The organism is Kitasatospora sp. NPDC093558, assembly GCF_040683475.1.
GTDB lineage: Bacteria > Actinomycetota > Actinomycetes > Streptomycetales > Streptomycetaceae > Kitasatospora.
The window spans coordinates 1-23673 of the sequence record NZ_JBFBDY010000062.1; the positions used below are offsets into that span (position 1 = coordinate 1).

Annotated in this window: 13 protein-coding genes; 5 read left to right on the top strand and 8 right to left on the bottom strand. The window is 71.8% G+C overall.

Translation table 11 applies throughout. The annotated features are described in order from the left end of the window. Positions 1-93: 93 nt before the first annotated feature. Genes AB0O00_RS09630 through AB0O00_RS09645 form a run of 4 tightly spaced genes read right to left on the bottom strand, consistent with a single transcriptional unit; the run spans position 94 to position 11904 of the window. A complete protein-coding gene (locus AB0O00_RS09630) occupies positions 94-1959 on the bottom strand; it encodes a DUF1998 domain-containing protein (protein ID WP_363649881.1) in 1866 nt (621 codons plus the stop codon). Beyond that, the gene (locus AB0O00_RS09635; protein ID WP_363649883.1) at positions 1956-5228 is read right to left on the bottom strand and encodes a helicase-related protein; all 3273 of its coding nucleotides are present in this window, start codon (positions 5226-5228) and stop codon (positions 1956-1958) included. Before AB0O00_RS09635 ends, AB0O00_RS09630 begins: the two co-directional genes overlap by 4 nt. Next, a complete protein-coding gene (locus AB0O00_RS09640; RefSeq protein WP_363649885.1) occupies positions 5225-7141 on the bottom strand; it encodes a UvrD-helicase domain-containing protein in 1917 nt (638 codons plus the stop codon). The genes AB0O00_RS09635 and AB0O00_RS09640 overlap by 4 nt, the downstream gene beginning before the upstream one ends. After that, on the bottom strand, positions 7138-11904 hold the full coding sequence (locus AB0O00_RS09645; RefSeq protein ID WP_363649887.1) for a DEAD/DEAH box helicase family protein: 4767 nt from the start codon (positions 11902-11904) through the stop codon (positions 7138-7140). The genes AB0O00_RS09640 and AB0O00_RS09645 overlap by 4 nt, the downstream gene beginning before the upstream one ends. A 585-nt stretch (positions 11905-12489) precedes the next feature. On the opposite strand from AB0O00_RS09645, the gene AB0O00_RS09650 reads away from it, so the two are divergent. Genes AB0O00_RS09650 through AB0O00_RS09660 form a run of 3 tightly spaced genes read left to right on the top strand, consistent with a single transcriptional unit; the run spans position 12490 to position 16534 of the window. After that, positions 12490-14634 (top strand): helix-turn-helix transcriptional regulator, encoded by a 2145-nt coding sequence (locus tag AB0O00_RS09650; RefSeq protein ID WP_363649889.1) that lies wholly within the window; start codon positions 12490-12492, stop codon positions 14632-14634. Next, positions 14631-15632 (top strand): hypothetical protein, encoded by a 1002-nt coding sequence (locus tag AB0O00_RS09655; RefSeq protein ID WP_363649891.1) that lies wholly within the window; start codon positions 14631-14633, stop codon positions 15630-15632. Before AB0O00_RS09650 ends, AB0O00_RS09655 begins: the two co-directional genes overlap by 4 nt. After that, complete coding sequence (locus AB0O00_RS09660) at positions 15629-16534, top strand: DUF6339 family protein (RefSeq protein WP_363649893.1); 906 nt, start codon at positions 15629-15631, stop codon at positions 16532-16534. The genes AB0O00_RS09655 and AB0O00_RS09660 overlap by 4 nt, the downstream gene beginning before the upstream one ends. Here AB0O00_RS09660 and AB0O00_RS09665 read toward each other — a convergent pair. Next, the gene (locus tag AB0O00_RS09665; protein ID WP_363649895.1) at positions 16459-17793 is read right to left on the bottom strand and encodes a DNA cytosine methyltransferase; all 1335 of its coding nucleotides are present in this window, start codon (positions 17791-17793) and stop codon (positions 16459-16461) included. The genes AB0O00_RS09660 and AB0O00_RS09665 overlap by 76 nt on opposite strands. Positions 17794-17832: 39 nt before the next feature. Then, the gene (locus AB0O00_RS09670; protein ID WP_363649897.1) at positions 17833-18282 is read right to left on the bottom strand and encodes a very short patch repair endonuclease; all 450 of its coding nucleotides are present in this window, start codon (positions 18280-18282) and stop codon (positions 17833-17835) included. A 155-nt stretch (positions 18283-18437) separates the two neighbouring features. Here AB0O00_RS09670 and AB0O00_RS09675 point away from each other — a divergent pair, with 155 nt between their 5' ends. Beyond that, the gene (locus AB0O00_RS09675) at positions 18438-19082 is read left to right on the top strand and encodes a dihydrofolate reductase family protein (protein ID WP_363649899.1); all 645 of its coding nucleotides are present in this window, start codon (positions 18438-18440) and stop codon (positions 19080-19082) included. On the opposite strand, the gene pcaB is transcribed toward AB0O00_RS09675, so the two are convergent. Then, positions 19069-20505 carry a 3-carboxy-cis,cis-muconate cycloisomerase gene (gene pcaB / locus AB0O00_RS09680; protein WP_363649901.1) on the bottom strand — a complete coding sequence of 479 codons (1437 nt, stop codon included), beginning with the start codon at positions 20503-20505 and terminating at the stop codon, positions 19069-19071. The two genes, AB0O00_RS09675 and pcaB, sit on opposite strands and share 14 nt — an antisense overlap. A 334-nt stretch (positions 20506-20839) precedes the next feature. On the opposite strand from pcaB, the gene AB0O00_RS09685 reads away from it, so the two are divergent. Then, positions 20840-21406 carry a sigma-70 family RNA polymerase sigma factor gene (locus AB0O00_RS09685; RefSeq protein ID WP_363649903.1) on the top strand — a complete coding sequence of 189 codons (567 nt, stop codon included), beginning with the start codon at positions 20840-20842 and terminating at the stop codon, positions 21404-21406. Between the two features lie 49 nt (positions 21407-21455). Here AB0O00_RS09685 and AB0O00_RS09690 read toward each other — a convergent pair. After that, positions 21456-23673: MMPL family transporter (locus tag AB0O00_RS09690; RefSeq protein ID WP_363649905.1), on the bottom strand; the 2218-nt coding region annotated here is incomplete at its 5' end.

Below are 23673 nucleotides of genomic sequence, written 5' to 3' on the forward strand. Positions count from 1 at the left end.
GCCGGGGGCGCCCCCGCCGGCGGGCTCCCCCTCGCCCCCGGGGGGTGCCCCCCAAACCCCCCCCCCCCCCCCGCGGGCGTCGCCGCTCGGTGCTCAGTGGGTGAGCAGATGCGAGAGGAAACCGATCGACGGGTCCTCGGGGGTACCGACGAGCAGGGCCCGGTCGAGCAGGCCGTTGTTGTGCTCGCAGCTGGTCTCCGGAAGCATCACACAGGCGTGGCAGGCGGCCAGGTTGGTGCCGCCCGTACCGGAGATCTCCGTTTCGATGCAGAGCGGGTCGGCGGAGCACCACTCGGCGCGGTGGACGGCCGAGCGCACGGCTCGCGCGAGTCGGTCGATCTCGCCCTGGGCGACCAGCCCGCCGAGACTCCCGGCCGAGTCGCTGGTGGCCGTGTAGATCAACACGCCGGCCATCTCGTCGCCGGCGTAGATCCGCTCACGGAGGGATGCCGCCGGGTAGCCGGAGTCCAGGCTCCACTCGTTGATCATCACGTGTGCGAAGGTGTGCAGCAGGGTCATGCGGGGGTCGGCGGGCGAGACCGGGACCCGAGCCGGGTCGGAGGCCCGCTCGGTGAGGACCTGCTGGTGGTGGTGCCGCATCCGGGCCACGCGGGCGGCGACGGCGGGCAGTTCGGCCCAGGCGTCGACCTTCTCTTCGTCGAAGCGGAGGAACACCCCCTCGCCGTGCACCTCCATGGCGGGAAGCCAGTCGGTGCGAACGAGGGACAGTCGAGCCTCGTGGCCCACGGAGGAGGTCTCGGGATCGATGACCCGGGTGAAGGCCTTGAGGGCCCGGACCTCACGGAGCTTCTTCACCAGCATCGGGGCAACCAGGCCCAGGCGGTTCAGGGGCTTCTCGTCGCCGATCGGCGGCTCGCAGACGAACTGCTCGGTGTGGTGGCCGGACTCCTCCGGGTTGCCGGCGCACAGGCGTTGGTACTCGAGGTCGCGCAGGGCCCGGTAGCGCTGCTCCTGGTCGCGGTCGGGTACGTCCTCGCCCGAGGGGTCCTCGGCCTCCATCGCGGCGACCAGGTCCAAGGCCTCCTGGGCACTCACGGGAGAGGGCGTCCCGTCGAAGATGTGCTTCAGATGGATCTCCATCTCGACGAGGCTGGTGCAGCCGCGGAGCTTGTCCCAGTGCTTGTCCAGGGCGTTCACCCGGGTGTCGCTCCACGGCGGGATGGACAGTGCCGAGCGGAGCACCGGCTGCCAGACGGAGGAGGAACCGCGCTGGAGGGTACGGGGTGTCAGGGAGCAGGGATCCTTGGGTGCGTCCTTCAGCCACGGGCGCTCGCCCCGGCAGCCGATGTTCAGCTCCTTGAGGGCACCGGCTCGGAAGGAGCCCTCCATGGACACCTCGGGTACTCCGCAGGAGCAGGAGAGCACCACCGAGCGGAGCGAGGAGGTACGGCCCGAGGAGCGGAGGCTCATCCGGCCGTCGCAGTCGGCGGCCGGTCCTTCCCCGCGCCGTCGCCGGTGCAGCCAGGCCCGGTACGGGAAGTCGGAGATGTGCCCGTCCTCGCAGGCGACGACGAATCGGGAAGGCACCAGGGGTTCGGCGCACTCGCCGCACTCGTTGCGTCCGGGGGGAGGGTTGAACTTCCCCACGTGGTCCAGCGCATGGCACTCGGGGCAGTGGTGCCAGAGCGGGAAGCGGCGCACCCGGATCCCGTCCCGGCTGTCGTCGCCGGAGGCGGGCGGGAGCCGGAAATGCCGTACGTCCAGGACCCGGGCGAGGCGGGGCTCGCGGATCACCGGGGCCTCGTCGTGGGGCCACTGCTCGGCGGCGCCGTCGATGCCCGCGACGATGAAGGATTCCTGGTCGACGGCGATCAGCGACCCCACTCCGTAGGTGGTGATGGCCTGGGCCCGGCGGACCGCGCCGCGACGGGGCAGGTTGCGGGCCGGTGCGGCGGAGCCGTCGGTGCCCCGCCGGCGGCGGGACGGGGGCGGGGTCATCGGGATGCCTCCATGAACAGGGCGGACTCGGCGTCGACGTCGCGCAGGGACCACAGGGTCTCCCACGCCTCGACGTCCTCCAGGGCGTCGTTGTAGGGCTTGAGCAGCGAGGGGACGGAGCGGCCGCGCTTCGGCTCGTAGTACAGGCCGCCGTGCGCCTCGGCCTCGTCGTACCACCAGTCCACGAACTCGTCGAAGGCCGCGGCGACGTGGGCGACCTCCTTGTCCGCGGTTTCCTCCGGGGAAACGCTCCGGACCCGTTCGAGGATCTGCGGACGGATCCGCTCCCGCAGCTCGTCCCGGAAGAGGTGGATCCTCCCCGCATCCTCGTCCCTGCGGGCCGCGGGGATCGCGATGCGGGCCAGGGCGACGATCACCGCGTGCAGACCGCGGTCGCGGGCACGGGCCGAGAACGGGGTCACCGAGGTGGACTCGACCTCGCGGTAGAGCGCGGAGTGGAAGTGCTGGAAGTTCTCGTAGTGCGAACGGTCGCGGGAGCGGCCCGCGTTGAGCATCACCGCGACGAGACCCGGGTGGGCGCGGCCCACCCGGCTGGTGGCCTGGATGTACTCGGCGGTGGTCTGCGGCTGGCCCATGACGGCCATCAGTCCGAGGCGGTCCACGTCCACGCCGACGGCGATCATGTTCGTGGCGAGGAGCACGTCCACCACGTCCGCCGCGTCGCCGTCCGTCAGCCGGCGCTCGATCTGCTTCAGGCGGGCCGGGATCTCGCTGGCGTCGACCCGACTGGTCAGCTCGGAGTGGTTGCCGACGGAGCGCGGGTCGCATCCGTCGCGATCGGCGAGGTGGTCCAGGTAGGCCACGACGTCGTCGTGGACCTGGAGTTCGGCGGCGGAGAGCAGGCGCAGGCTGTTGAAGTAGCCGACCAGCGTCCAGTACGCGTCGCGCACCTCCGGCGTGGTGTCGGCGCGCATCGCCTGGTGGAGCAGCGTGGCGTACGTGCGGATCAGCAGGGTGGACTGGCTGGTGCCCGGGGCGAGCAGGCCCACGTAGCGGCGGGAGGCCTTCTCGCCCGCGGGGGTTTCCACGGCGAACCAGGAGTCGCGTGCGTCCAGACCGGCGGGCGGGAACTGCCGCACTTCGCGGGAGAACAGGGCCTTGCCCTGGTCGGCGGCCCGGCGGATGGTCGCGGTCGAGGCGATCACCTTGGGACGGTCGGCGAGCACGTCGACGGCCGTCTCGTACAGGCCGGTCAGGGTGCCCAGCGGGCCGGAGATCAGGTGCAGCTCGTCCTGCACGATCAACTCGGGCGGAGGAGTGGAGTCCTGACGGTCCCGGTTGAAGAGGGCGGCCGTCTGCGCACGCCACGGCATCGAGGCGAACTTGTCGACGGTGGCGATCACCAGGGTGGGCCGGGCCGCGTAGACGGCCTGGTCGACCAGGTGCACGGGCAGTCCGTCGGAGAACTCGCAGTTCTCGCCGGGGCAACGCACGTCCATCCGCTGGGCCTCCTCGTCCACCGAGTAGTGGTGGGCGTCGAGGGCGGTGCCGCACCAAGGGCAGGCGTGCAGTTGGACGGGGTTCTCCGTCTGGAGCGCCCGGCCGGAGCGGGCGACGCCGAGCTGGCGGGAGGCCACGTCGAGCTTGTTCGGCGTGGCGGAGCGGCCCACCCACATGCCGATGGAGATCTCCTCGTGGCCCAGTTCCCCCGGGTTCTCCCGACGCAGCCGTTCCATGGCACAGATCAGGATCGCGGCGCGCTCGAACTGCTGCAGGGTGAGGAGACGCAGGGTGTACCGCATCAGGACGGTGACCCCGCCGCCGGCCGGGCCGAGGCGCTTCCGGCGCAGGAACGTGGTCAGCGCGATCAGGCCGAGGTACGCCTCGGTCTTGCCACCACCGGTGGGGAACCACAGGAGGTCGGACACGCCCCGGTCGGGGTGCTCCGGGTCGTCCACCCCGGCCAGGCACAGCAGGATGAAGGCGATCTGGAACGGGCGCCAGCGCGCGGAGGCCGGCTCCGGCTCGCCCACCCGGCCGCTCTTGACCCAGGCGGCCCGGGCCCGCTGGGTCGCCATCGCCCGGTTGGCGAGCCGGAACGCCCACATCAGGTCGGGCTTGTCGCGCAGCAGCGCGATGCCCCCGCGGATCCGTTCCAAGGCCTCGGTGCAGGCGTGGACCTGGTCGGCCGCGGCCTGTTCGTACGAGGTGCCGGCGAGCGCGGCCGCCTCGTCCCGCTTCCGCTCGATCCACCGTTCGTAGCCCGAAGCCAGCCCTTCCAGCGCCGCGATCACCTCGGTGTCGCCGGACTCGGCGAGCCCGAGCATGGTGAGGGCGCTCGCGTCGATCGTCGGGTTGGAGTCGGTGAGCAGCACCTCGTGCGTGGGCACGAACTCGGTGCGCACCTTGGCCACACCCGCCCGCATCACGTCGGTGACGCCGATCGGGGACGGGGTCCAGTCCCACACCGCCGCGCAGCCGTGGCCGGTGGCGAAGGTGGGGGCGTGGCGGTGCAGCAGCCGGCTGGTCTCCAGCTCGGAATCGACGGCGGACAGGGCACCCGGGCGCTCCACGAAGGCGCTCGCTCCGTTGGCGGCGCGGACCGTCAGCCCGGTCTGGAAGAGGGCGAAGGCGTCCTGGAGTTCGCGCTCGCCGACCTTCTGGATGTTCACCAGGGTGACGGTGACGGTGACCGTTCCGGTGTCGGCCGAGGGCCGGCGGACGTGCACCTCCAACCGGGCCGTGCCGTCGATCAGGTCGCGGGAGGCACCGCGGCCCGGGTGGGTGACGTCGACCGATGTGTCCGGCAGGTCCAGTTCCATCCGGCGCCAGTGCTCCCGCTGGTCGGCGGTGGTGCGGGCCTCGCTCCGGCGGGCCGAGACCGTGCGTCCTTCGGCGTCCTCCGGCTCGTACACGGCGGCGCGGGCCGAGACCACGATCTCCTCGCACACGTCGAGGTCGACCGCGAAGGTCAGACCGACGGAGGACGGGCGGCGGTCGCCGGCATTGGGGCGCTCGACGACCGACCCGGACTCGTCGAGGCTGTCCGCCCTGCTCACGGGCTCCTCGTCCAAGCCGTCCTGCTCGGCGGCGTCCTCCAGGAGACGACGGCCGGCCGCGGGGTCCGCCGGCCGGGGGAAGAGCACGCCGATCGGATAGCGGGTGATCGGAGCGTCCTGGTCGAGGACCTCGGCGCGGTCCTCGGCGGAGGCGTCGGCGTCGGGGCCGAGCAACTCCCGACGGAGCCGGGCCACCAGGTCCTCGCGGACCTCGTAGTGCCCGGCGTGCCGTCCTGCGTGGATGGTCATTCCTGCTCCTCCTCGGTTCCGGCGGCGCGCCGGAACCGTCCGATGCCACTGATGCGCGGGGCGATCCACACCCCTTGGTCTCCCAGGCCCGCGTTGGTCCCGGCGGCCCGGCTGCCCGCGACCGATTCCAGACAATCGATCCGCAGTCCGGAGATTTCCTCCGGCCAGTGGATCTCCCAGGCCGTGCCGACCTTCAGGACGGAGTGCAATTGGCTCCTGAAGGACTCGGAGGCCTCGCCGATCTCCCGTTCCCCGTGCAGCAGCGCGTACCGGGGGCTCTGCTCCGGGCCGGCGGGGAGGGTGTCGCGCAGCCGGAACGTCACCGCATCACCCGGCCGCACCCGCTCCAGCAGGTAGGCCTGGGCAGCGGTGGCGTCGTTCGGGGCGTCGGCGGGTTCCAGCGTCTCCACGTCGCCGGCCCGTACCTCGACACCGTCGCGGCGCCATCTGTGACGCGGGTTCGGGACTCCCCGGTACCACCGGCCGGTCGGCTTGTGCCGGAGCACCGTCACCGTGTCGGGTGCGGCGATCCGGTAGAGGTCCTCCCGCGCGCGCGTCATCGCCACGTAGAGCGCGCGGGCCTCGGCCGGGACGTCCAGCCCGTCGGTGCGGCGCCGCAGCTCGCTCACGGTCGGCGGGTTGAGCAGGACCACCCGGTCGAACTCCAGGCCCTTGGAACGGTGGACCGTGGACACGACGAGGCGGGCCGGTTCGGGGTCCGCGAGCTCGTCCGGGAAGCGGTGCTCCGCCACCAGACGGCGCAGCCGCGCAACGTCGAGCGTGCCCCGACCGGGCCCGCGTGCGGCCACCCGCAGGGACCGCCACACCCGGCCGACGTCGGTCCCCTCGGGCAGCGGGATCGCCGTGAGCAACACGCGCAGCTGCTGCTCGTCGAGCGTGGCTGCCAAGGTGCGCCGCAGCACTTCGGCGACCCAGTAAGGCACCGGCCGGTCCTGGAGCGAGCGCCGCAGGGCGTGCGGGACCCCGTGGGTGTGCAGCAGCTCGGAGAGCACCAGGGCCTGCCGGTTGTCCCGGCACAGGATCACGCAGGTGCCGGGGAAGGACCGGAGCGAGTCCAGGGTGAAGGAATCCGTGAGCGGGCCGAGATCGGGGAGGTCGAGCAGCAGTTCGCGCAGCTCCCCGTGGAGGCGTTCGGCGGCCGCGTCGGCGCCCTCGGCGGCGCTGCCGATCCCCTGGACGGCGGGGCCGAGCCGGAGCGCGGTGCGCGCCTCGGGAGTGACCGACCGGAAATTCCGGGTCAGGCGGAGCTCGACCAGATCGTCGGCGTAGGAGATTCGCACCCAGCGCAGGAAGAGGTCGGCACGATCGGCGTACTCCTCCGGGTCCTCGATCTGGAAGTCGTAGACCGCCTGGGCGGGGTCGCCGACCAGGGTGAACCCGCAGGAGTCCTGGAGCCGGTCGAGCAGCGACTCCACCATCTCCCGGCGTGCACCCACCAGGTCCTGCACCTCGTCGACGATCACATGCGTGGGCGGGCCGGACTCCAGGGACTCCAGCGCGCCCTTCTCGATCGCCTCGGTGGCGGCCCGGATGCGCTCGCCGAAGGAGAGCGCCGACCACTCGCCGTCCGGGTACGCCTGCAGCAACAGGGAGTACGCCCAGGAGTCGAAGGTCTGCACCCGTACTCGCCGCGCGTGTTCACCGTGCCGGGCGATCCGGTCCCGCAGTTCGCGCACCGCGGCGCGGGAGAAGCTGAGGACGAGCAGCTCGGAGGCCTCCAGCGCCTCGTCCGGATCGATGTGGCCGATGAGCGCGTCCATGCGGCGCACCAGCGTGTGGGTCTTGCCCGTGCCTGCGCCGGCGGTGACCAGGAGGCGGGTGTCCCACGGCTGGTCGACGACGGCCTGCTGTTCGGCCGTGAGGACGGGGCCGTCCTCGGGGGAGGGGGTCACCGGGTGCTCCACAGGTGCTCGAACCGGGTGAAGGCGAGGGCGTTGTCGAAGTTCCGGATGTTGTCGCGGACGTTGAGGATGAGGCAGGTTTCCTTGCCGCCGTTGCGGGGCCCGCGCAGGCCGCGTCCGATCATCTGCTGGTACACGTTCGGGCTGTAGACCGGGCGGGCGACGACCACGGCGCGGGTGGCCGGGGCGTCGAAGCCCTGGGTGAGGACGCCGTAGTTGGTGAGCACCCGCACCCGGCCGTCACGGAACTCCCGGATGCGGGACCGACGGTCGTTGTCGGAGGTGGTGGAGTCCACCGAGGACGCGGAGATCCCGTGGTCCATGAGCCTCGCCGCAAGGTACTTGGCGTGCTCCACCGAGGTGGCGAAGACCAGCACCGGCCAGTTCCCGTCCATCGCCGCGATCTCCGCGACGATGCGCCGGCTGCGGTCGTGGTCGTCGGCCAGCCGCTGTTCCGCGGCCTTGGACAGGAGGCTGAACTGCTCCGCGCTCTCCCGCTCCTGGCGGGACAACTCGATGGTGCCGCCGGTCAGTTCCTTGTGCTCGACCCGCGCGAGCACGCCGAGCTCCTGGAGGTGGCCGTAGGCGTCGCCGGAGGGGAAGACGCCCTCGTCCAGCCGACGGGCGCCGAACCGGTTGACCAGGCGGCGGGTCTCCTCCTCGTTGTGGCCGCGGAACGGGGTGGCGGTGAGGCCGAGCAGGTGCCGCGCGGTCCGGTGCTGGGTCAGGCCGAGCAGGTTCAGGATCTCGGTGTAGCTCGGGCTGGTCGCCACGTGCGCCTCGTCCACCACGACCAGTGCGGCGTCCCGGAGCCAGGCGTACCGGTCGGTGTCCAGGCACATCCGCAGCTTGGCGTCGGTGGCCACGACGAGCTGCGGCCCGTCGGTGACCGCGGCCGCCTCGTTCGTGGTCCACAGCCGATTGATCGTCAGCCGTTCCTGCGCACCGGCCCTGCTCCAGACGAACTGCCAGCTCTGCACGGCCTGTTCGCACAGCTCCTCGGTCTGGGCGATCCACAGGATCGGGCCCTTCAGCGCACCGGTCTGCTTGACCCAGCGGATGACGGCCTCGGCCGTGACGCGCGTCTTGCCGGCGCCGGTGGGCAGGGACAGCATGGCACGCTGCGGGGCGAGCCGGTCCAGCATCTCGAAGATGTTGAGGGCGAGCCGCTCCTGGTAGTCGTGCAGACGGGGGAAGTCCCGCGGGCCTTCCACGGTCAGACTCTGTTCGAGGGCGGGGGCCCGGTAGCCGGCGAAGGGCGTGGGAAGGCCCAGATCCGCGACGAAGGAGACTGCTGCGGATCCTCCGGTGTAGGACGACGGGGCGCTCGGGATGCGCTCCTGGATGTCGCGAGCGTGGGTCTTGAGCACGGTGTCGCCGTGCGCGTTGAACGCCAGCTGGGCGATCCGGCGACCGGTGGGCTCCTGCCCGTCCAGTTCCTGGCGTTCGGCGTCCATCAGCCCGGCGGGGAGCCGTTCGCGCAGGGCCTTCACGCCGATCAGCAGCTCCAGCTTGGCCGTCACCTCCGAGGCCTCGCGGATCGCCTTCAGCTTGGACCGCAACTGCTCGTCCTGTTCCTGACGGTCCTGAGCGTCCAGGACCGCCCTGCAGCTGGCTTCTCCCATCCGCAGACCCAGCTCGCGGTCCACGGCCCGGAGCGTGCCGAGGCGGTCCAGCGAGGCCACGACCTTGATCACATTGCCCTGGCGGGCGCTCTCCAGGACCTTCGGTTTGGGGCCGCTCGGGGTGCGGAGAACCTCTTCCAGCATGGAGCAGCGCAGAAGGGAGTACGTGCCGACCGCGGTGCCCATCTTCTGACGCAGGGTCGGGAACTCCTCCACCAGTGGAATCGGCTCGACATTCGACTCGTGCCGGGTCTCCCGCGTGATGACGTCGTCGTGGCGAAGCATGCCCCACCGCACGACCATGAGGTCGGCGGACTCCCGGTCCGGCATCAGCAGCGCCGGTACCTGCTCGGCTTGCAGCGAGCGGTACTCCTCCGGATCCGCCGCGACGGCGATCTTGCTGTCCTCCCGGGTGTCCCAGCCCTCGCCGACCCGGCAGCGGGTCAGTGATCCCTCGGGGAAGTCGATCTCCAACCGGGTCAGCAGGGCGTAGGTGGAGCCGACGAACGCGTCGTCCTCGCTCTCCTGCAGCTTCTCCAGGAGCTGCTCCCACTGCTGCGGGCGGACCTTCTCGACGCTGTCCGCGAGCCCCAGCTTGCGGGCCTTCTCGTCGCCGATCGACGCTACCGGGAGGACGTCGCGGTACGCGTCGAGCTGCGGACCCACCGCCTCCTTGAGGGACTTGAGGCCCTGCGAGGTCGCGACCAGGCCGTGCCGGCCGAGCATCCAGCGGATCGGGGAGATCACCGGGCGGCGGGTGCTCGTTTGGGCGCCGATCTGCAGCGTCCAGTTCGTGATCAGCGCGTCCTCGGGCAGCGCCTTGAGGAAGGCCGCACGTGCCTGTTCCGAGAGCCGCGGCAGCAGGTGCAGCGGTCCACCGACAGGGGAGCCCTCGATCCGGGTCCTCGCCAGGGCCGGCCGGCTCGCCCGATCGTCGAGCGTGCGGCAGTAGGCCGTGTACACGGCTTCGCGGTACTCGTCGAACCAGGGTTCCGCGTCGGGCTTGTGACCGGAGGTCGGACGGTCCCGCAGACCCAACTCGCGGAAGAACGACACGTCGTCGGAGTGGAAGCCCATGTCCACCGCTACCTCGGGGTCGCTCTCCGCGGTGACGACGGCGCCGGGCAGCAGGCAGTCGCGCACGACGTGGAACAGACCGTCCGCCGTCCGGGCCATCAAGGTCTCCGCCGGCGCCGGCACCCGGTTGGTCACCTCGTGGCCCACCACCGATGCGCCCGCCCGGTGGAAGAGCTCCCAGAACCGGGTCCACTCCTGCGGTCCGTACGAGGCGAAGCCCTGGTCGAGGACGCTCACGAAGCGCCCCCGGACGTCGGCCTCCTGGATGCCGAGGGTGGTGAGGGCGGAGGAGAGCGACGGGTCGTCGGACAGCGCTCGGTCGACGTAGACCAGCGACTCCCGCAGACCGTCCTCCTCGGTGCGCCGGTACACCACGCTGCCCAGCGGGGCGACCATCCCGTGCTCCTCGGTGAGCACGATCCTGGCCCGGCGGGCCTCGGCGGCGCAGGACGCGTTCGAGACAATCATGTCGGCGACGATCCGGATGGCGGCCGCCGAGGCCTCCGCCGAGCCGCCGGAGACCAGCGCCTCCAGCCACTCGACCACCGAGGCTCGCCGCCGCCCGGCCGCGGCCAGGATGTGCTGGACCTTGCCCGACCGCAGGTCGGTGGCCTCGACCGAGGGGTGCACCCAGTCACGGGGACGGCCGGCGTACGAATGCCAGTCCCGCAGCCAGCGGTTGACCGCGGTGCCGTCCTTGCTCAGCTCGGGGTGGATGTGCAGCTCACCGGGTGCACGCAGCACGCCGTCCTGGTCGGGCAGCGACGGACGCACCGCGGTGGCGGCCCAGATCTGTTCGGTGAGCAGGCGGTCGGCCCAACTGATCGTCTCCACGCCCTTGGAGCGGCCGGGCAGCAGCGGGAGGTACGCGCCGGGGTCTTCCGCCGGCGCGAGTTCGGGCAGTGACTCGACCACCAGGCGGGCCGCGACCTGAATCATCTCGACGTTGAACGGCGAGGAATCCAGGAGGTTCTGACGGTCCTCGTTGGTCTTCCAGGCTCCGTTGAGGATGCCGCTAAGGGTCATCTCGTACTTGGTCGGGAAGAAGGACCAGAACCTGCCGCGTCCCCGGGCGTCGGCTGCGCTGAGCACGCCGGTCTTGTCGTCCGTGCGGTAGGCCGGAACCGCCCAGGCCACGTCGACGGACAGCCGGTCGTGCAGTTCTCCGGCGTCACGGCGGGCGGCGTCGGTCGGCTCGTGGGTGAGGCTGAAGACCCGCCACTGCGAGGTTGCCGGCGGCTTGCCGATGCGCTCCTCGTGGATTCTGCGCAGGCTGCCGTCCTGCTCGGAGTGCAGGACCCGGCGTGCGATCGGGCGGGGCCGACGGTCCTCCAGGACCACCTGGCCCACGTGCGGGGAGAAGAGGTGGAAGCCGGAGGGGAACTCCTCGCGGGTGTCGTGACCGGCCACGCCCTGGTGCCCGTGCATGTCCTTGCCCAGCCGGTCGGCGGCGCCGGGCAGCAGCGGCAGGCGGACCACCGTGGTGGCCCACTCCAGCAGTTCGTCCAGCACCTGGTCGCGGAGGCGCTCGGCCGCCATGTCCAGCTCGCGGGCCATGCGCAGCACGGGTGCCTCGAAACTCTCGCCGAGCCGCTCGCGCACGCCGGGGACGTTGCGGATCAGCTCGTACGACCACGCCCGGTCGAAGCCGAAGCTGCCCTCGCGGCTGAAGAATTCGGGCGCGTCCGTCACCACGAGGACGGACTTCACCCCCACGCCGAACCGGCCGATCTGTCCCCCGCGCTTGCGGGACATGCTCATGCGCAGGATGGTCTCCGCGCCCTCGGGGGTCACCGGGTCGCCCTGGTTGGCGCAGTACAGGTGGGTGCCGGTGAGGACGACGTGGATCCGGCCGCCGGGCTCGTTGCGCAGCTCGTCGGCCGCGTTCTGGACGAGCTCGAAGAGCTGGCGGTCGCCGTACCCGCCCTGGGTGATGCGGCGTTCGCCGTTGGCGTGTTCGGGGATCAGGCCCGGGTCGATGCCGTACGTCTCCAGGACGCGGAGGGACTGTTCGACGACGGTGCGGATCACGGGGGACTGCGGATCGGCCACGAATGGTTCCACTTCGGATGCGGAGGGAGGATGGGCGGCGACGGATGCCGGAGGCGTCGTCAGCGAGCGCGGCGCATCGCGAACGTGCCGGTGCCGATGGAACGCATGCGGTGGAGTGAGGAATTCCGAAGGAACACCGGGGTACCTGCGCTTTCGCTTCGCGGAGAATTGCACGATGGTGTGGTGCGAAGGTGGTGCAGGAGGGGAACGGGTCGCCCTGGAACACACGGAATCGCATGAGGACTCCGGAGGCGGCCGAAAAGAATTCCCCCCAGGAAGACAGGCGTGCCAGGCCCCGACTCGGGGCCGCTCCCGCAGTGCTGCTGCGGAAGTGGCGACAACTCTGCCATGGGTTCTGAGGATGCGTCAAGCCCCGATCCGGGCGGGAACAATTCGGGCTTTTCGGGCGAAATTCGGGCACATGGGAATGGCGTGCCGGTTCCATTTTTCGATTGCGTTCGACGCTGTCTCTCATTGGGTATGTCACCTGTCAAAGAGTGATTGACAAGAGAGTGTCGCTGTCAACAGTGATGCGGTAGCGTGGCTGTCACCTTGTGGAACAAGCCATGCGGAAGCAGGTGGGACGTGAAGGCGGCTGAGGACTTCGGCCCCTGGCTGGCACGCCAGCTCAAGAACGCAGGGAAGAGCCAGACCGATCTGGCGGACGACCTGGGTGTGACCCGAGCCGCCGTGTCCGCCTGGATCGTCGGCCGCTCCGTGCCCCGGGACGACACCATCCGACGGATCGCCGAGGTGCTCAACACCGACCTGGAGACGATCCACACCCGCAGCGCCGACGCCCAACTGGGGCTGCCCGTCTCCTGGTACCACCGGCCGGCCCATGCCGACGGCGGCCGCGAGTACGGCAATGCCGCCGCGTTCGCCTTCGAGGCCGACGTCGAGGTTCTCGCCCGCGAGGCCACGCAGAACAGCCTCGACGCCCGCCTCGACCCCGCCGAGCCCGTCCGCGTGCGCTACACGTTGCACCACCTCTCCGGCGAGGCGGTCGCCCGGTTCCGCGAGGCCATCGATTGGGAGAGCCTCCTCCCGCACTACGACGCGCTGACCGCCGACAACGGCAAGCAGGGCAAGGTGGCGCGCACGATCGCGGGCGGACTGCGTGACATGTACCAGAGCCATCGCCTGGTACTGCTGAGGATCGACGACTACAACGCGACCGGCCTGACGGGTGGCGACTACGACGACGGCATCTTCGCGGCCGTCGTCCGGCGTCAACTCGACAGCCAGAAGCGGGACCTCGGGGCGGGCGGCTCCTACGGTCTGGGCAAGGCCACCCTGTGGGCCACCAGCCGGCTCGGCCTCGTGCTGATGAACTCCACGCTCTCCGAACCGTACGAGGGCCGCACCGAACGGCGTCTCATCGGCCGGCTCGATCTCCCCTGGCGTGAGGTCGACGGCCGGGAGTTCGCCGGCCCGGCCTGGTTCGGGCGGCCCGACTCGACCACCAAGTCCGCGGACGTGGCCCGCTCCTGGTGGGCCGACGAGGAAACCGTCGAGAAGCTCTACCTCACCCGCGAGAGCGCGGCGCCCGGCACCTCCTTCCTCATCGTCGGTGCCCACGACGTCGCCAGCCGAGTGCCCGCCAAGGACACCGAGGACGACGTGGAGGTCGAGGAGAACGAGCACGACGCCGTCCTTCGCATGCACGCCCGGCTCGTCGACGCACTCGGCCGCAACTTCTGGGCCGCGATGACCGGTGGCGGCGACCACAAGCCGCACCTGGAGGCGTCCGTCCGCACCTACATCGACGGCGACCTCGTCCGGGACGAGGACGTGGATCCGGTCGTCACCCAGCCCTCCCGCACCCGCGCTCTCCGCTCCTTCCTGGAAGGGACCACCGTCGACCGTCTCACGGGCCCCGGCCAGGTCGCCCGGGCCGCCGTCACGCTCAATGTGCCCCTCCACGGAGGTCAGGTGCGCGGTGGCGTGTCGCACGAGGCGGTGGTCCTGGTCACCACCGCCGAGGACGCCGACGGCCGGTCCAACCGACTGGTCTCCATGCGGGGCAACCGTATGACCGTCAAGGACAGCGCCGTCACCAACCTCCCGATCGGCACCAACCCCTTCCAGGCCATCCTCCTCACCGGGCGCGCGGCGGGACCGGACGCCCCCGGCGCCGAGGCAGCCGAGGAGTTCCTCCGCGCCTCCGAACCGCCCGAGCACGACAAGTGGGGTCAGACGGAGGAGTTGCGCCTCGCCTATTCGCCCTCCGCGTACCGGCGCATCGCCGCCCTGACCACCGCGGCGAACACCGTGGTGCGCGACCTGGTCGCCGTGCCCCGGGCGAAGCGCCGCAACGGGGGAGAGGCCAAGATCGCCGGCCGGCTCAAGGTGGGCGGCGCCGCGAAGAAGCCGCGTCCCACGACGGCCGCGGTCCAGCCCGAACTGGACAACGTGGACGCGCTGATCGACGAGACGGGAGCCTGGTCGGTCACCGTGGACCTCAGGGTGCCGTCCGGCGTGGACACGGACCGTCCGGTCACACCGGTCGCCAAGTTCGACGTGCGCTCCGGTCCCCGTCCGGCCGCACCCTGGAAGGACCTCGTCGCCATCAGCGGTTGCGAGGTCGTCGACGGCGCCCTGCAGCTGTTGCCGGGCAGCCGCAAGGCCGTCTTCCGCGGTGTCACCGACGTGTCCCGTCACCCGGTCCGTGCCCAACTCACCGGGCTGGTCGTCGAACTCCGCGTCGGAAAGGGGGAGCAGGCGTGAAGGTCTACCCCTACCGGCGGCTCACCGGCAACGTGTCCTGGCGCGTCGACAGCGCCCAGATCAAGGCCGATGGCGAGCCTTGGGAGGACGTGGAGAGCAAGTACCTGTCGACCGTCGAGCGCGTGGTCGCCCTCGGGCCCGACGAGGACCGCCCCGACTGGACCCAGGCGAGGCTGCGGCTCTCCGTGGGCCTGCCGGCCAAGGTGCTGGACCCTTCGGGGCCCTGGCAGGACGTCAGGGCCGTCGCGGTCCTGACCGAGCGGGCCACCAACGCCCGGACGACCGTGGAGTTCTCCTCGATCTCGGCGGACGGTCGCGACCGGACGGCCGAGCTGTACGTGTACCGCTGCGATCTCCTCGACCGTGCCTCCCTCGCGGTGCACGTCGTGGCCACCGTCGACGGAGTGCCCGGTCGTGTGATCGCCACCTCCGACGTGGAGTGGTTCGTCGACGTCATCGAGGCCGTGCCGTCGCTCGCCCGGGAACTCGAAGTCAAGATGGTGAACTTCGGCGCGGGGGCGAGCCGTCTCCAGCGTTTCAAGGACTCCCCGTGGCTGGTCGACACCACCGGCCGGATCCCGGTCGTCCGGGTCAACACCGACTTCGACGGGCTCGGCGACCTGGTCGGCGCCGACGGCGGCACCGGCCCGGAGAAGACCGTCCGGGAACTGTTGCTGGCCCAGATGTGCTCCGAGGTCTGGACGGCGGTCTTCCACTCCGCCGCCGGCGACCTCGAGGTCGAGGAGGACGGCACTCCGGTGTTCCCGCACGGCTGGCAGGGCGAGGTGCTCAGGGAGATGCTTCCCGACATGTACCCCGACCGCGAGCCGGAGCAGGCGCTGAGGGAGGTTCACGCGGCGCGCGTCGGCTCCTCCGCCGGGTGGGGGGAACTCCAGTCCCGGATCCACTTCGCCGCTTCCCGGCGCGCCGGCGTCCCCCGGACGCTCTCCACCACCATCCGCGACCTGGAACGCCTCACGCAGGGGGACGACGCATGACCGACCGGCCCAGCCACCTCCCGGAGCGCCTCGCCCTGCTGCCGAACGCCGAGGTGGGCGACTTCCTCACCGAGGGCCTGCTCGGCGGCCGCGAGGACGTGCCGAGCATCAAGCTCAACCAGGTGACCGAACCCCTCCCGCACGACGATCGGCGCGGGGAACTGCTGCCCGTCCGTGACCTGGCCGAGGACGCCATGGCCTACTGCCGGCACAACGGCCTCAAGGCCACCCAGGCCGATGCCTGGCTCGCCCCACGCCTCCACGCCGCGCTGAGGCTCACCCGCCGCGAGGCGGCCGATCCCGGTTTCTGGAACTACCTCGCGCTCGGGGTCGCCCCGGACTACGTCGTCTGGCGGCACCTGGCGGAGCCCAAGGACGGGAAGGCCGCCAAGGTCGCGGCCGAGCGCTTCCGGGGTCAGTACCACAAGCAGGCCTTCGCCCGGCTCTGGTGGGCGGCGGAGCTCTTCCGCGACGGCCCGGACTACGGCCCCGTGGTCACGGCCTGCGGCAACCAGGACATCCTCAACACCGCGCTGCGGATGTCCGTCGTCAACCACCGGCCCACCGCGCAGGCGATCGTCCGGCTGGTCGCGAAGGGCGAGGTCGCCACCGGCCGGGAGGCCAACGCCCTGGCCGGCGCCGTCAACGCGGCCGCGGCGACGCTGATGTACGACGTGATCGCTCCCGACCACCCCGAACGCGACCCCCGTCCGCTCCTCGACTGGATCGACGAGGCCGAGACCGCCCGCCAGGTGTCCCGGAACGCGCTCCCGACCGGCCCCGACGAGGAACCCGCTCCGGAGCTCTCGGTGAGCGTCCTGGCGGACTACTTCGCGGACCTCTTCGCGGATGCGCCGGTCCGGGGGCGGGAGGAGTCGGGAGAGCCGGAGGGGGAGGACTGACCGTCGGGATCGGGGCAGTTGGGCCCGCAACCGTCCGGGGCTTTGCAACCTTCGGTGCGCAGTTTCGCGTACCTCGCCGACTTCGTGTCGAGCCGGCCCCAGCTCTCCCGCAGCTTCTCCTCCGGTGGGAGGGGGCGGGAGAGTGCTGCCGCGAGCACGTGCATGCCGAACAGCGGAGGCACGGCGTTGCCCACCTGCTGTGACTTGTCGCCGCCGTCCCAGGGGTAGTCGGGCGGGAACGTCTGGAGGATGCCGGCCTCGGGGATGGTCAGGCGGTCCGGGTCGAGCGGCGGGCCGTCCGGGTGTCGGCGGACGGCGTTGCGGGAGACCTTGCCCGTGACGGTGAACGACGGCTGCAGGTGCGTGCGGATGCCGCGCTTCTTGGGATCGCCCCCGCTGCCGTAGTTCGACACGATCTCGAAGGGGCCCTTGCGGCCCGTGAGGACCTTCCCCATCGCGACCCACGGTTCGAGTGGCGCCGCGCTCCCGTCCACCGGCAGCGCGGTCCGGTTGTCCTCCGGGCCGCCCTGCTCCGGATTGTGCGGGTTGAAGATGTGGTGGGTGGGAGCGGGGAGCGGGGGAGCGGGGTACTTGTCGAGCCGCGCGATCAGGATCGTCCGGCGGCGGGTCTGCGGGACGCCGTACGCCTCGGTGTGCAGGGTCTTCACCTCGGCGACCTTGTACCGGACCCTCGTCCCGTCCTCCCGGGGCAGGCCCGTTTCCAAAGCCTCCTTGTAGACCTGCCACAGTGCCTTGACCGCGGGCACCTGCTCCAGGACGATCACGTCGAACGGTCGCTTGCCCCGGTTCTCGCAGTCGAGGGCCTTGATCGCGTACCGCAGCGGTTCCAGGACGAGAGCGGTCCTGGCGTCGCCGCCCAGCTTCTCCAGCTCCTCGTCGATCTCCTTCTCACCGGCACCGGCCACCAGCTCGTGGATGAGCTTCTCGACCTTGTCCAGGGCCTTGCGCCCGGCACCGTTGCCCGCCACCGAGTACGTCTGGCACGGCGGACCGCCGGCCAGCACGTTGAGTCCGGCGGGCAATTCGTGGAAACGATTTCGCCGGACCTCGCTGACGTCCGCGTGCCAGGTTTCGAGCCCGGCCGCGTAGCGCGTCTCACAAGCGTCCTTGTCCCACTCGATCCCGAGTGACCGCACCTCGAGCATCCTCGCGGCCACGTCGAGACCACCTGGACCGGCGAAGAGGTCCAGAATGTACGGCTCCCCGAGGAAGCGAGTGGCTGCGTCCGAGCTGGTCATGTGGCGAGAGTCTAGCCGGCGACGGCTGCCGCGACCTACTCAGTCCGTTCCTTTGCTACGCCTTGCCCCGCGTTGTGGCCGACGCTCCCGCACCACGGCGGCGATCCGCTCGGCGGCTTCGGCGGCCTTCTCGTGCTCCCAGACCCGGACCGCCAGCCAACCGGCCGCCGCGAGGCGGGCGTCCGTGTCGCGGTCCCGGGAGCGGTTCTTCTCGATCTTCTCCCTCCAGAACTCGGCGTTGTTCTTGGGCCACGTTGCGTGCTCGGGGCAGGCGTGCCAGAAGCAGCCGTCGACGAAGACCGCGACGCGTGACGGACCGAAGACGATGTCGGCCTCGCGGCGCACGCCCACGAGCGGCCTGCGGTGGACCCGGAAGCGCAGTCCGGCGGCGTGCAGGGTACTGCGGAGCACTACCTCGATCTTCGTGTCGTGGCTGCGCTGGTGGCTCATCCGAGCACGGGTCTCGGGAGTGGTCTCCAGGGATGGCATGGTCCCATTCTGGCGCGAAGTCCCGGGCCGGGTCTCCGGCGGCATGTGGACGCGGTTGGCCGAAGCCTGCCGGGGATCGGGGGTGGGGGTGGTTACGCTCGGTGGTGGTGGGTGCGGTGGGAGTGCCGCATCGGGTGATGGCTGGAGGCTGCGGCGTGTCGCGTGTGCGAGTGCACAACTTCTCGATCTCCCTCGACGGCTACGGGACGGGGGAGGGGCAGAGCTTCGACCAGCCGTTCGGGCATGCGGGGGTGCGGCTGCACCAGTGGTTCTTCGGGACCCGGACGTTCCGTGCGATGCAGGGGGAGGAAGGCGGCAGCACGGGGGTCGACGACGCGGTGGCGCGTGCGTGGGGGGAGGGGATCGGGGCGGAGATCATGGGGCGCCGCAAGTTCGGTCCCCAGCAGGGGCCTTGGGAGGACCACAAGTGGAACGGGTGGTGGGGTGCCGAACCGCCCTTCCACACCCCGGTGTTCGTGCTGACCCACCACCCCCGTCCGTCCGTCGAGATGGACGGGGGCACCACGTTCCACTTCGTCGACGGCACTCCGCACGAGGTGCTCCACCGGGCGCGCGAGGCGGCCGGGGGCCTGGACGTGCGGATCGGCGGCGGGCCGAGCACCGTCCGCGCGTTCCTCGCGGCGGACCTCGTCGACCACCTCCACGTCGCGGTGGTTCCGATCGTCCTCGGCCGCGGCGAGCGGCTGTGGGACGGGCTGGAGGGGTTGGAGGAGCGCTTCCGGGTGGAGTCGGTGTCGACGCCGAGCGGCGTCACGCATGTGACGTTCACCCGGCCGTAGGGCCGGGTGGCCGCCCGGCCCGGCCGGGGCGGGCGAGGGCGCGGGTGACCAGGTGGGAGGCCGCGCCGGTGTAGGCGGTGGGGTCGCAGAGTGCGGTCAGCGCCTCCGGGGTGAGGTGGGCGGCGGCCGGGGTCTCGGCGAGGACGGCGGCCAAGGGTTCGCCGGTCCGGCGGCAGCGCAGTGACGCGTCGGTGAGCAGCCGGCGGGCGGCGGCCTTGCCGAGGTGCGGGGCGAGGACGGCGGCGAGGCGCTCGGAGACGACCTGGCTGCCGGTCAGGTGGAGGTTGGCGAGCATCCGGTCGGGGTCGGCACGGAGGCCCTCGGTGAGTTCGGCCGCGGTGCGGGCGGCGCCGCCGGCCAGGCGCAGGCACTCGCGGAGCAGTTGCCACTCGGCGTGCCAGGCGCCGCCGGAGCGCTCGTCCTCGCTCACCAGGCACTGGGTCAGCGCCGCCGCGAGCGAGGGGACCTGGAGCGCCGCCGACCGGATCATGGTGGCCAGCACCGGGTTGCGCTTGTGCGGCATCGCGGACGAGCCGCCCCGGCCGTCCGCGGCCGGTTCGGTGACCTCGCAGACCTCGGTGCGGGTCAGGTTCTGGACGTCGACGGCGATCTTGCCGAGCGCGCCCGCGGTGAAGGCCAGCGCCGCGGCGAGGTCGGCGATCGGGGTGCGCAGGGCGTGCCAGGGCAGGACGGGCCGGGCGAGGCCGGTCTCCGCGGCGAAGGCGTCGACGAGCGAGTCGAGGTAGCCGCCCGGGTCGGGGCGCCCGGCGCCGTCGATCCGGGCGTACTCCAGGTAGCCGGCCAGGGTGCCGGCGGCTCCGCCGAGGGAGACCGGCAGGCCGTGGTCGTGGACGGCGGTCAGCCGGGCTCCGGCGTCGAGGACGAGCAGGCGCCAGCCGGCGGCCTTGAGGCCGAAGGTGGTGGGGACGGCCTGGAGGGCGAGGGTGCGGCCGGCCGCCGGGGTGTCGCGGTGGTGCGCGGCGAGGGCGGCGAGCGCTCGCGCCGTCCGGTCGAGGTCGGCGCGGACGATGGCCAGGGCGCGGCGGGCGACGAGCATGGCGCCGGTGTCGAGGATGTCCTGGCTGGTGGAGCCGCGGTGGACGTACTCGGCCGCGGCCGGGTCGGTGGCGGCGACCACCCGGGTGAGCGCCTGCACCAGGCCGACCACCGGGTTGGCGGTCTCCCGTGCGGCGAGGGCGAGTTCGCGCAGCGAGAAGTTGTCCGCGCGGGCGGCGGCGCCGATGGCCTCGGCGGCCTCGGACGGCACCGTGCCGAGCTTCGCCTGCGCGCGGGCGAGCGCCGCTTCGGCGTCGAGCATGGCCTGGAGCCAGGCGCGGTCGCAGACGGCCTCCTCGACGGCGGTGCCGGCCCGGACGGGGGAGAGCAGTCCGGCGTCCTGCTGGAGGGGGAGCGAGTCGGTCATGAAGTCACCTCGATGGGAACGGAGTTCGGGTGGGAGTGTGGTTACCGGGCAGTAATCCGCAGGCGTTCTCCGGCCATTTCCGGCGCGAAGTCCCGGGTCATTAACCCGGGTCAATTCCGGCTGTCGGAAGGGAACTGCGGTCCCCCCAGGGGAATGGGCCACCGGGCTCCGAGTCCGCCATCCGGGATGTGCCGCATCCAGGTCCCCGCCGCTGGTCCGGTCGGGTAATGTCGCCTTGGCCACGGGGGCGGCACGCGCACATTGCGCGGTTTGGTGCTGGTTGTGCTCGACTCTCCGGCCCTTCATGCCCGTTGGGGCGATCGGGGGAGCACAGATGGCAGGCGCGGCGCAGTCCGCATCCGGTTCGACCAACCACATCGTCGAACCGGAGGAACTGAAGTTCCTGGTACGGCAGGCACAGCGGGGCGACGCTCTCGCGCTGGACGAATTGCTCGGGATTCTCATGCCCTACATCGGAAGGATCTGCGCACCGATCGCCCTCCAGGAGGCGCCCGACGCGGCGCAGGAGGCGGCGATCGCGATCGTCCGGAACCTGCACCAGCTCAAGACCCCCGAGGCGCTGTTCTCCTGGGCGCGGGCGATCGCCGCGCGCGAGGCGGTCCGCTTCGCGACCCGGGCCGGTGCGCGCAACCAGCGCACCACGGCGGCGGAGCCCGCCGACGAGCCGGATCTGCGCGACGCCGAACTGGCCGCGGACATCCAGGACGTCCTGGAACGGCTGCCGCCGGAGCAGCGGGCGGTGTTGACGTTGCGTCATGTCGAGGGCATGGACGAGCAGTCGGTGTCGAACATTCTCAACGTGCCCATCGGTACGGTCCGTTCGCGGCTGTTCCGGGCGAGGAAGGGGTTCCGGCTGGCCTGGGGCGTCGACCGGAGGTGACCACGCCCGAGCCGCCGCCGGTCGCACCGGCGGCGGCTCGGGGCGGGGGTCAGACCGGGACGACGACGTCCTGGTCGTTGCTCCGGTCGGGCGTGGCGGCCGGGGCCTCCTGCGGGCCGGACTCGCCGGTGGGCACCGGCAGCCAGGCCAGCCAGCGCGGCACGTACCAGCTGCGGTCGCCCAGCAGCTTCATCGAGGCCGGCAGGAGCACCGTGCGGACGACGGCGGCGTCGATCAGCACCGCGGCCGACAGGCCGAGGCCGGCCTCCTTCATCGAGACCTCGGGCATGGTCGTGAAGACCGCGGCGACCGCCACCATGACCACGGCGGCGCTGGTCACCGCCCCGGCGGTGTGCCGGATGCCCTCGGAGATCGCACGCTCGGTGGTGGCGCCGCGGTCGCGCAGTTCGCGGATCCGGCTCACCACGAGGACGTGGTAGTCCATCGACAGGCCGAACAGGATGACGAAGAGGAACAGCGGCACCCAGGAGGTGATCCCGCCGTTGCTCTCGAAGCCGAGCAGCCGGTGGCCGAAGCCCCACTGGAAGACCGCCACCACGAGCCCGTAGGCCGCGCCCACGGACAGCAGGTTGAGCGCCAGGGTGAGTCCGGCGACGGTGACGGACCGGAAGCTGACCAGCATGATCAGGAAGGTCAGGACCAGCACGAACACCACCACGAGCGGCGTCGAGGAGGACAGCTGCCGGCTGGTGTCCACCGAGGCGGCGGTGATGCCCGTGACGGCGGTCTCGGCGCCGGGCAGGGTGCCCAGGGAGGCCGGCAGCACCTGGTCGCGCAGGACGCCGAGGGCGCGCACCGAGTCCTGGTCGGTGCCGTTGCCGGCGAGGCCGAGGTTCACGAGGGCGACGGTGTGGTCGGCGTTGGTCTCGACCGTGACGGGGCCGTGCAGCTCGGTGCTGCCCTGGACGGCCCGGCGCAGCCGGTCGATCGCGGCCTTGGCGGGTTCGGCGGTGACGTCGGAGGCGCGCAGCACCACCTTGGCCGGGGCCGAGGAGCCGGGGAAGGCCTCCTGGACGGCGGCGTAGGTGCGCAGCGCCGGGAGGTGGTCCGCCGACAGGTCGGCGAAGCCGGGGTCGACGGTGCGCAGGGCGAAGGCCGGGGCGAGCAGCGCGAGCAGGGCGCCGGTGGCGAGTGCGGTGGAGAGCACCGGGCGGGCCAGGACGGTGCCGAGCAGCCGGGACCAGCCGCCGGAGCCCTCCGGGCGGCCGGCCCGGGCGCGGCCGAGCAGCGGCAGCCGGCCCTTGTTGATGCGGTCGCCGAGCAGCGAGAGCATCGCAGGCAGCACGGTGACCGAGCCGAGGACGGCGATCGCCACGACGACGATGGTCGCCTCGGCCATGCCGGTCTGGATGCCGTTGCCGGAGAGGAACATGCCGGCCAGGGCGGCGATGACGGCGAGGCCGGAGACCAGGACCGCGCGGCCCGAGGTGGCGGCGGCGACCTCGACGGCGTCCCGGCCGCTGCGGCCGAGGGCGCGTTCCTCGCGCACCCGCCGGATGTAGAAGAGCGAGTAGTCGACGCCGACCGCGATGCCCACGAGGCCCATCACGGCGGTGCCGTTGGCGTCCACGTGCGCCAGGTGGCTGGTCAGGGTGACGGCGCCGGTCGCGGCGACGAGCGAGGTCAGCGCGAGGACCAGCGGGAGGGTGGCGGCGACGAGCGCGCCGAAGGCGATCAGCAGGATCGCGAGGGTGACCGGGAAGGAGAGCGTCTCGGCGCCGGCGTAGTCCTTGGCGAGCTTGTCCTCGTACGCCTTGGCGAAGGAGGCCTCGCCGAACTCGGCGACCCGGAAGTCCTGGTGGGCGTGCGCGACGGTGTCGACGGTGGCCAGGGCGGGGGAGATCCGCTCCTTGGCGGTCGCCGCGTCGCCGCTCACGCTGAACAGGACGAGCGCGGAGTGTCGGTCGGCGGAGACCGGCCCGCCGCCGGCCGGGTCGAGCGGCGAGCCGATGTCGGTGACGTCGGCGGTGCGGCCGAGCGCGGCCACGGTCTCGTCGACGACGGCCCTGAAGGCGGGGTCGTCGGCGCTCGCCGAGTCGCTGTGGACGAAGACGGATTCACGCGCGGGGAGCGCGAAGCCGGCGCGGTCCAGGATCTGCTGGGCGTGCTGGGCCTCACCGTTCACCTGCTCCTCGGCGGTGAGGCCGGCCTGCTTGGTGGCGCCGCCGGCGGTGACGGCGACGGCCACGAAGAGCAGCCACAGCAGCACGGCGGCCCAGCGGTGGCGGGCGCTCCACCGGCCCATG

What these genes read in the sequence shown, in the direction of transcription:
- AB0O00_RS09630 (WP_363649881.1), bottom strand. Translation starts at nt 1,959, where the DNA reads ATGACCCCGCCCCCGTCCCGCCGCCGGCGGGGCACCGACGGCTCCGCC.
- AB0O00_RS09635 (WP_363649883.1), bottom strand. Translation starts at nt 5,228, where the DNA reads ATGACCATCCACGCAGGACGGCACGCCGGGCACTACGAGGTCCGCGAG.
- AB0O00_RS09660 (WP_363649893.1), top strand. Translation starts at nt 15,629, where the DNA reads ATGACCGACCGGCCCAGCCACCTCCCGGAGCGCCTCGCCCTGCTGCCG.
- AB0O00_RS09665 (WP_363649895.1), bottom strand. Translation starts at nt 17,793, where the DNA reads ATGACCAGCTCGGACGCAGCCACTCGCTTCCTCGGGGAGCCGTACATT.
- AB0O00_RS09670 (WP_363649897.1), bottom strand. Translation starts at nt 18,282, where the DNA reads ATGCCATCCCTGGAGACCACTCCCGAGACCCGTGCTCGGATGAGCCAC.
- pcaB (WP_363649901.1), bottom strand. Translation starts at nt 20,505, where the DNA reads ATGACCGACTCGCTCCCCCTCCAGCAGGACGCCGGACTGCTCTCCCCC.
- AB0O00_RS09685 (WP_363649903.1), top strand. Translation starts at nt 20,840, where the DNA reads ATGGCAGGCGCGGCGCAGTCCGCATCCGGTTCGACCAACCACATCGTC.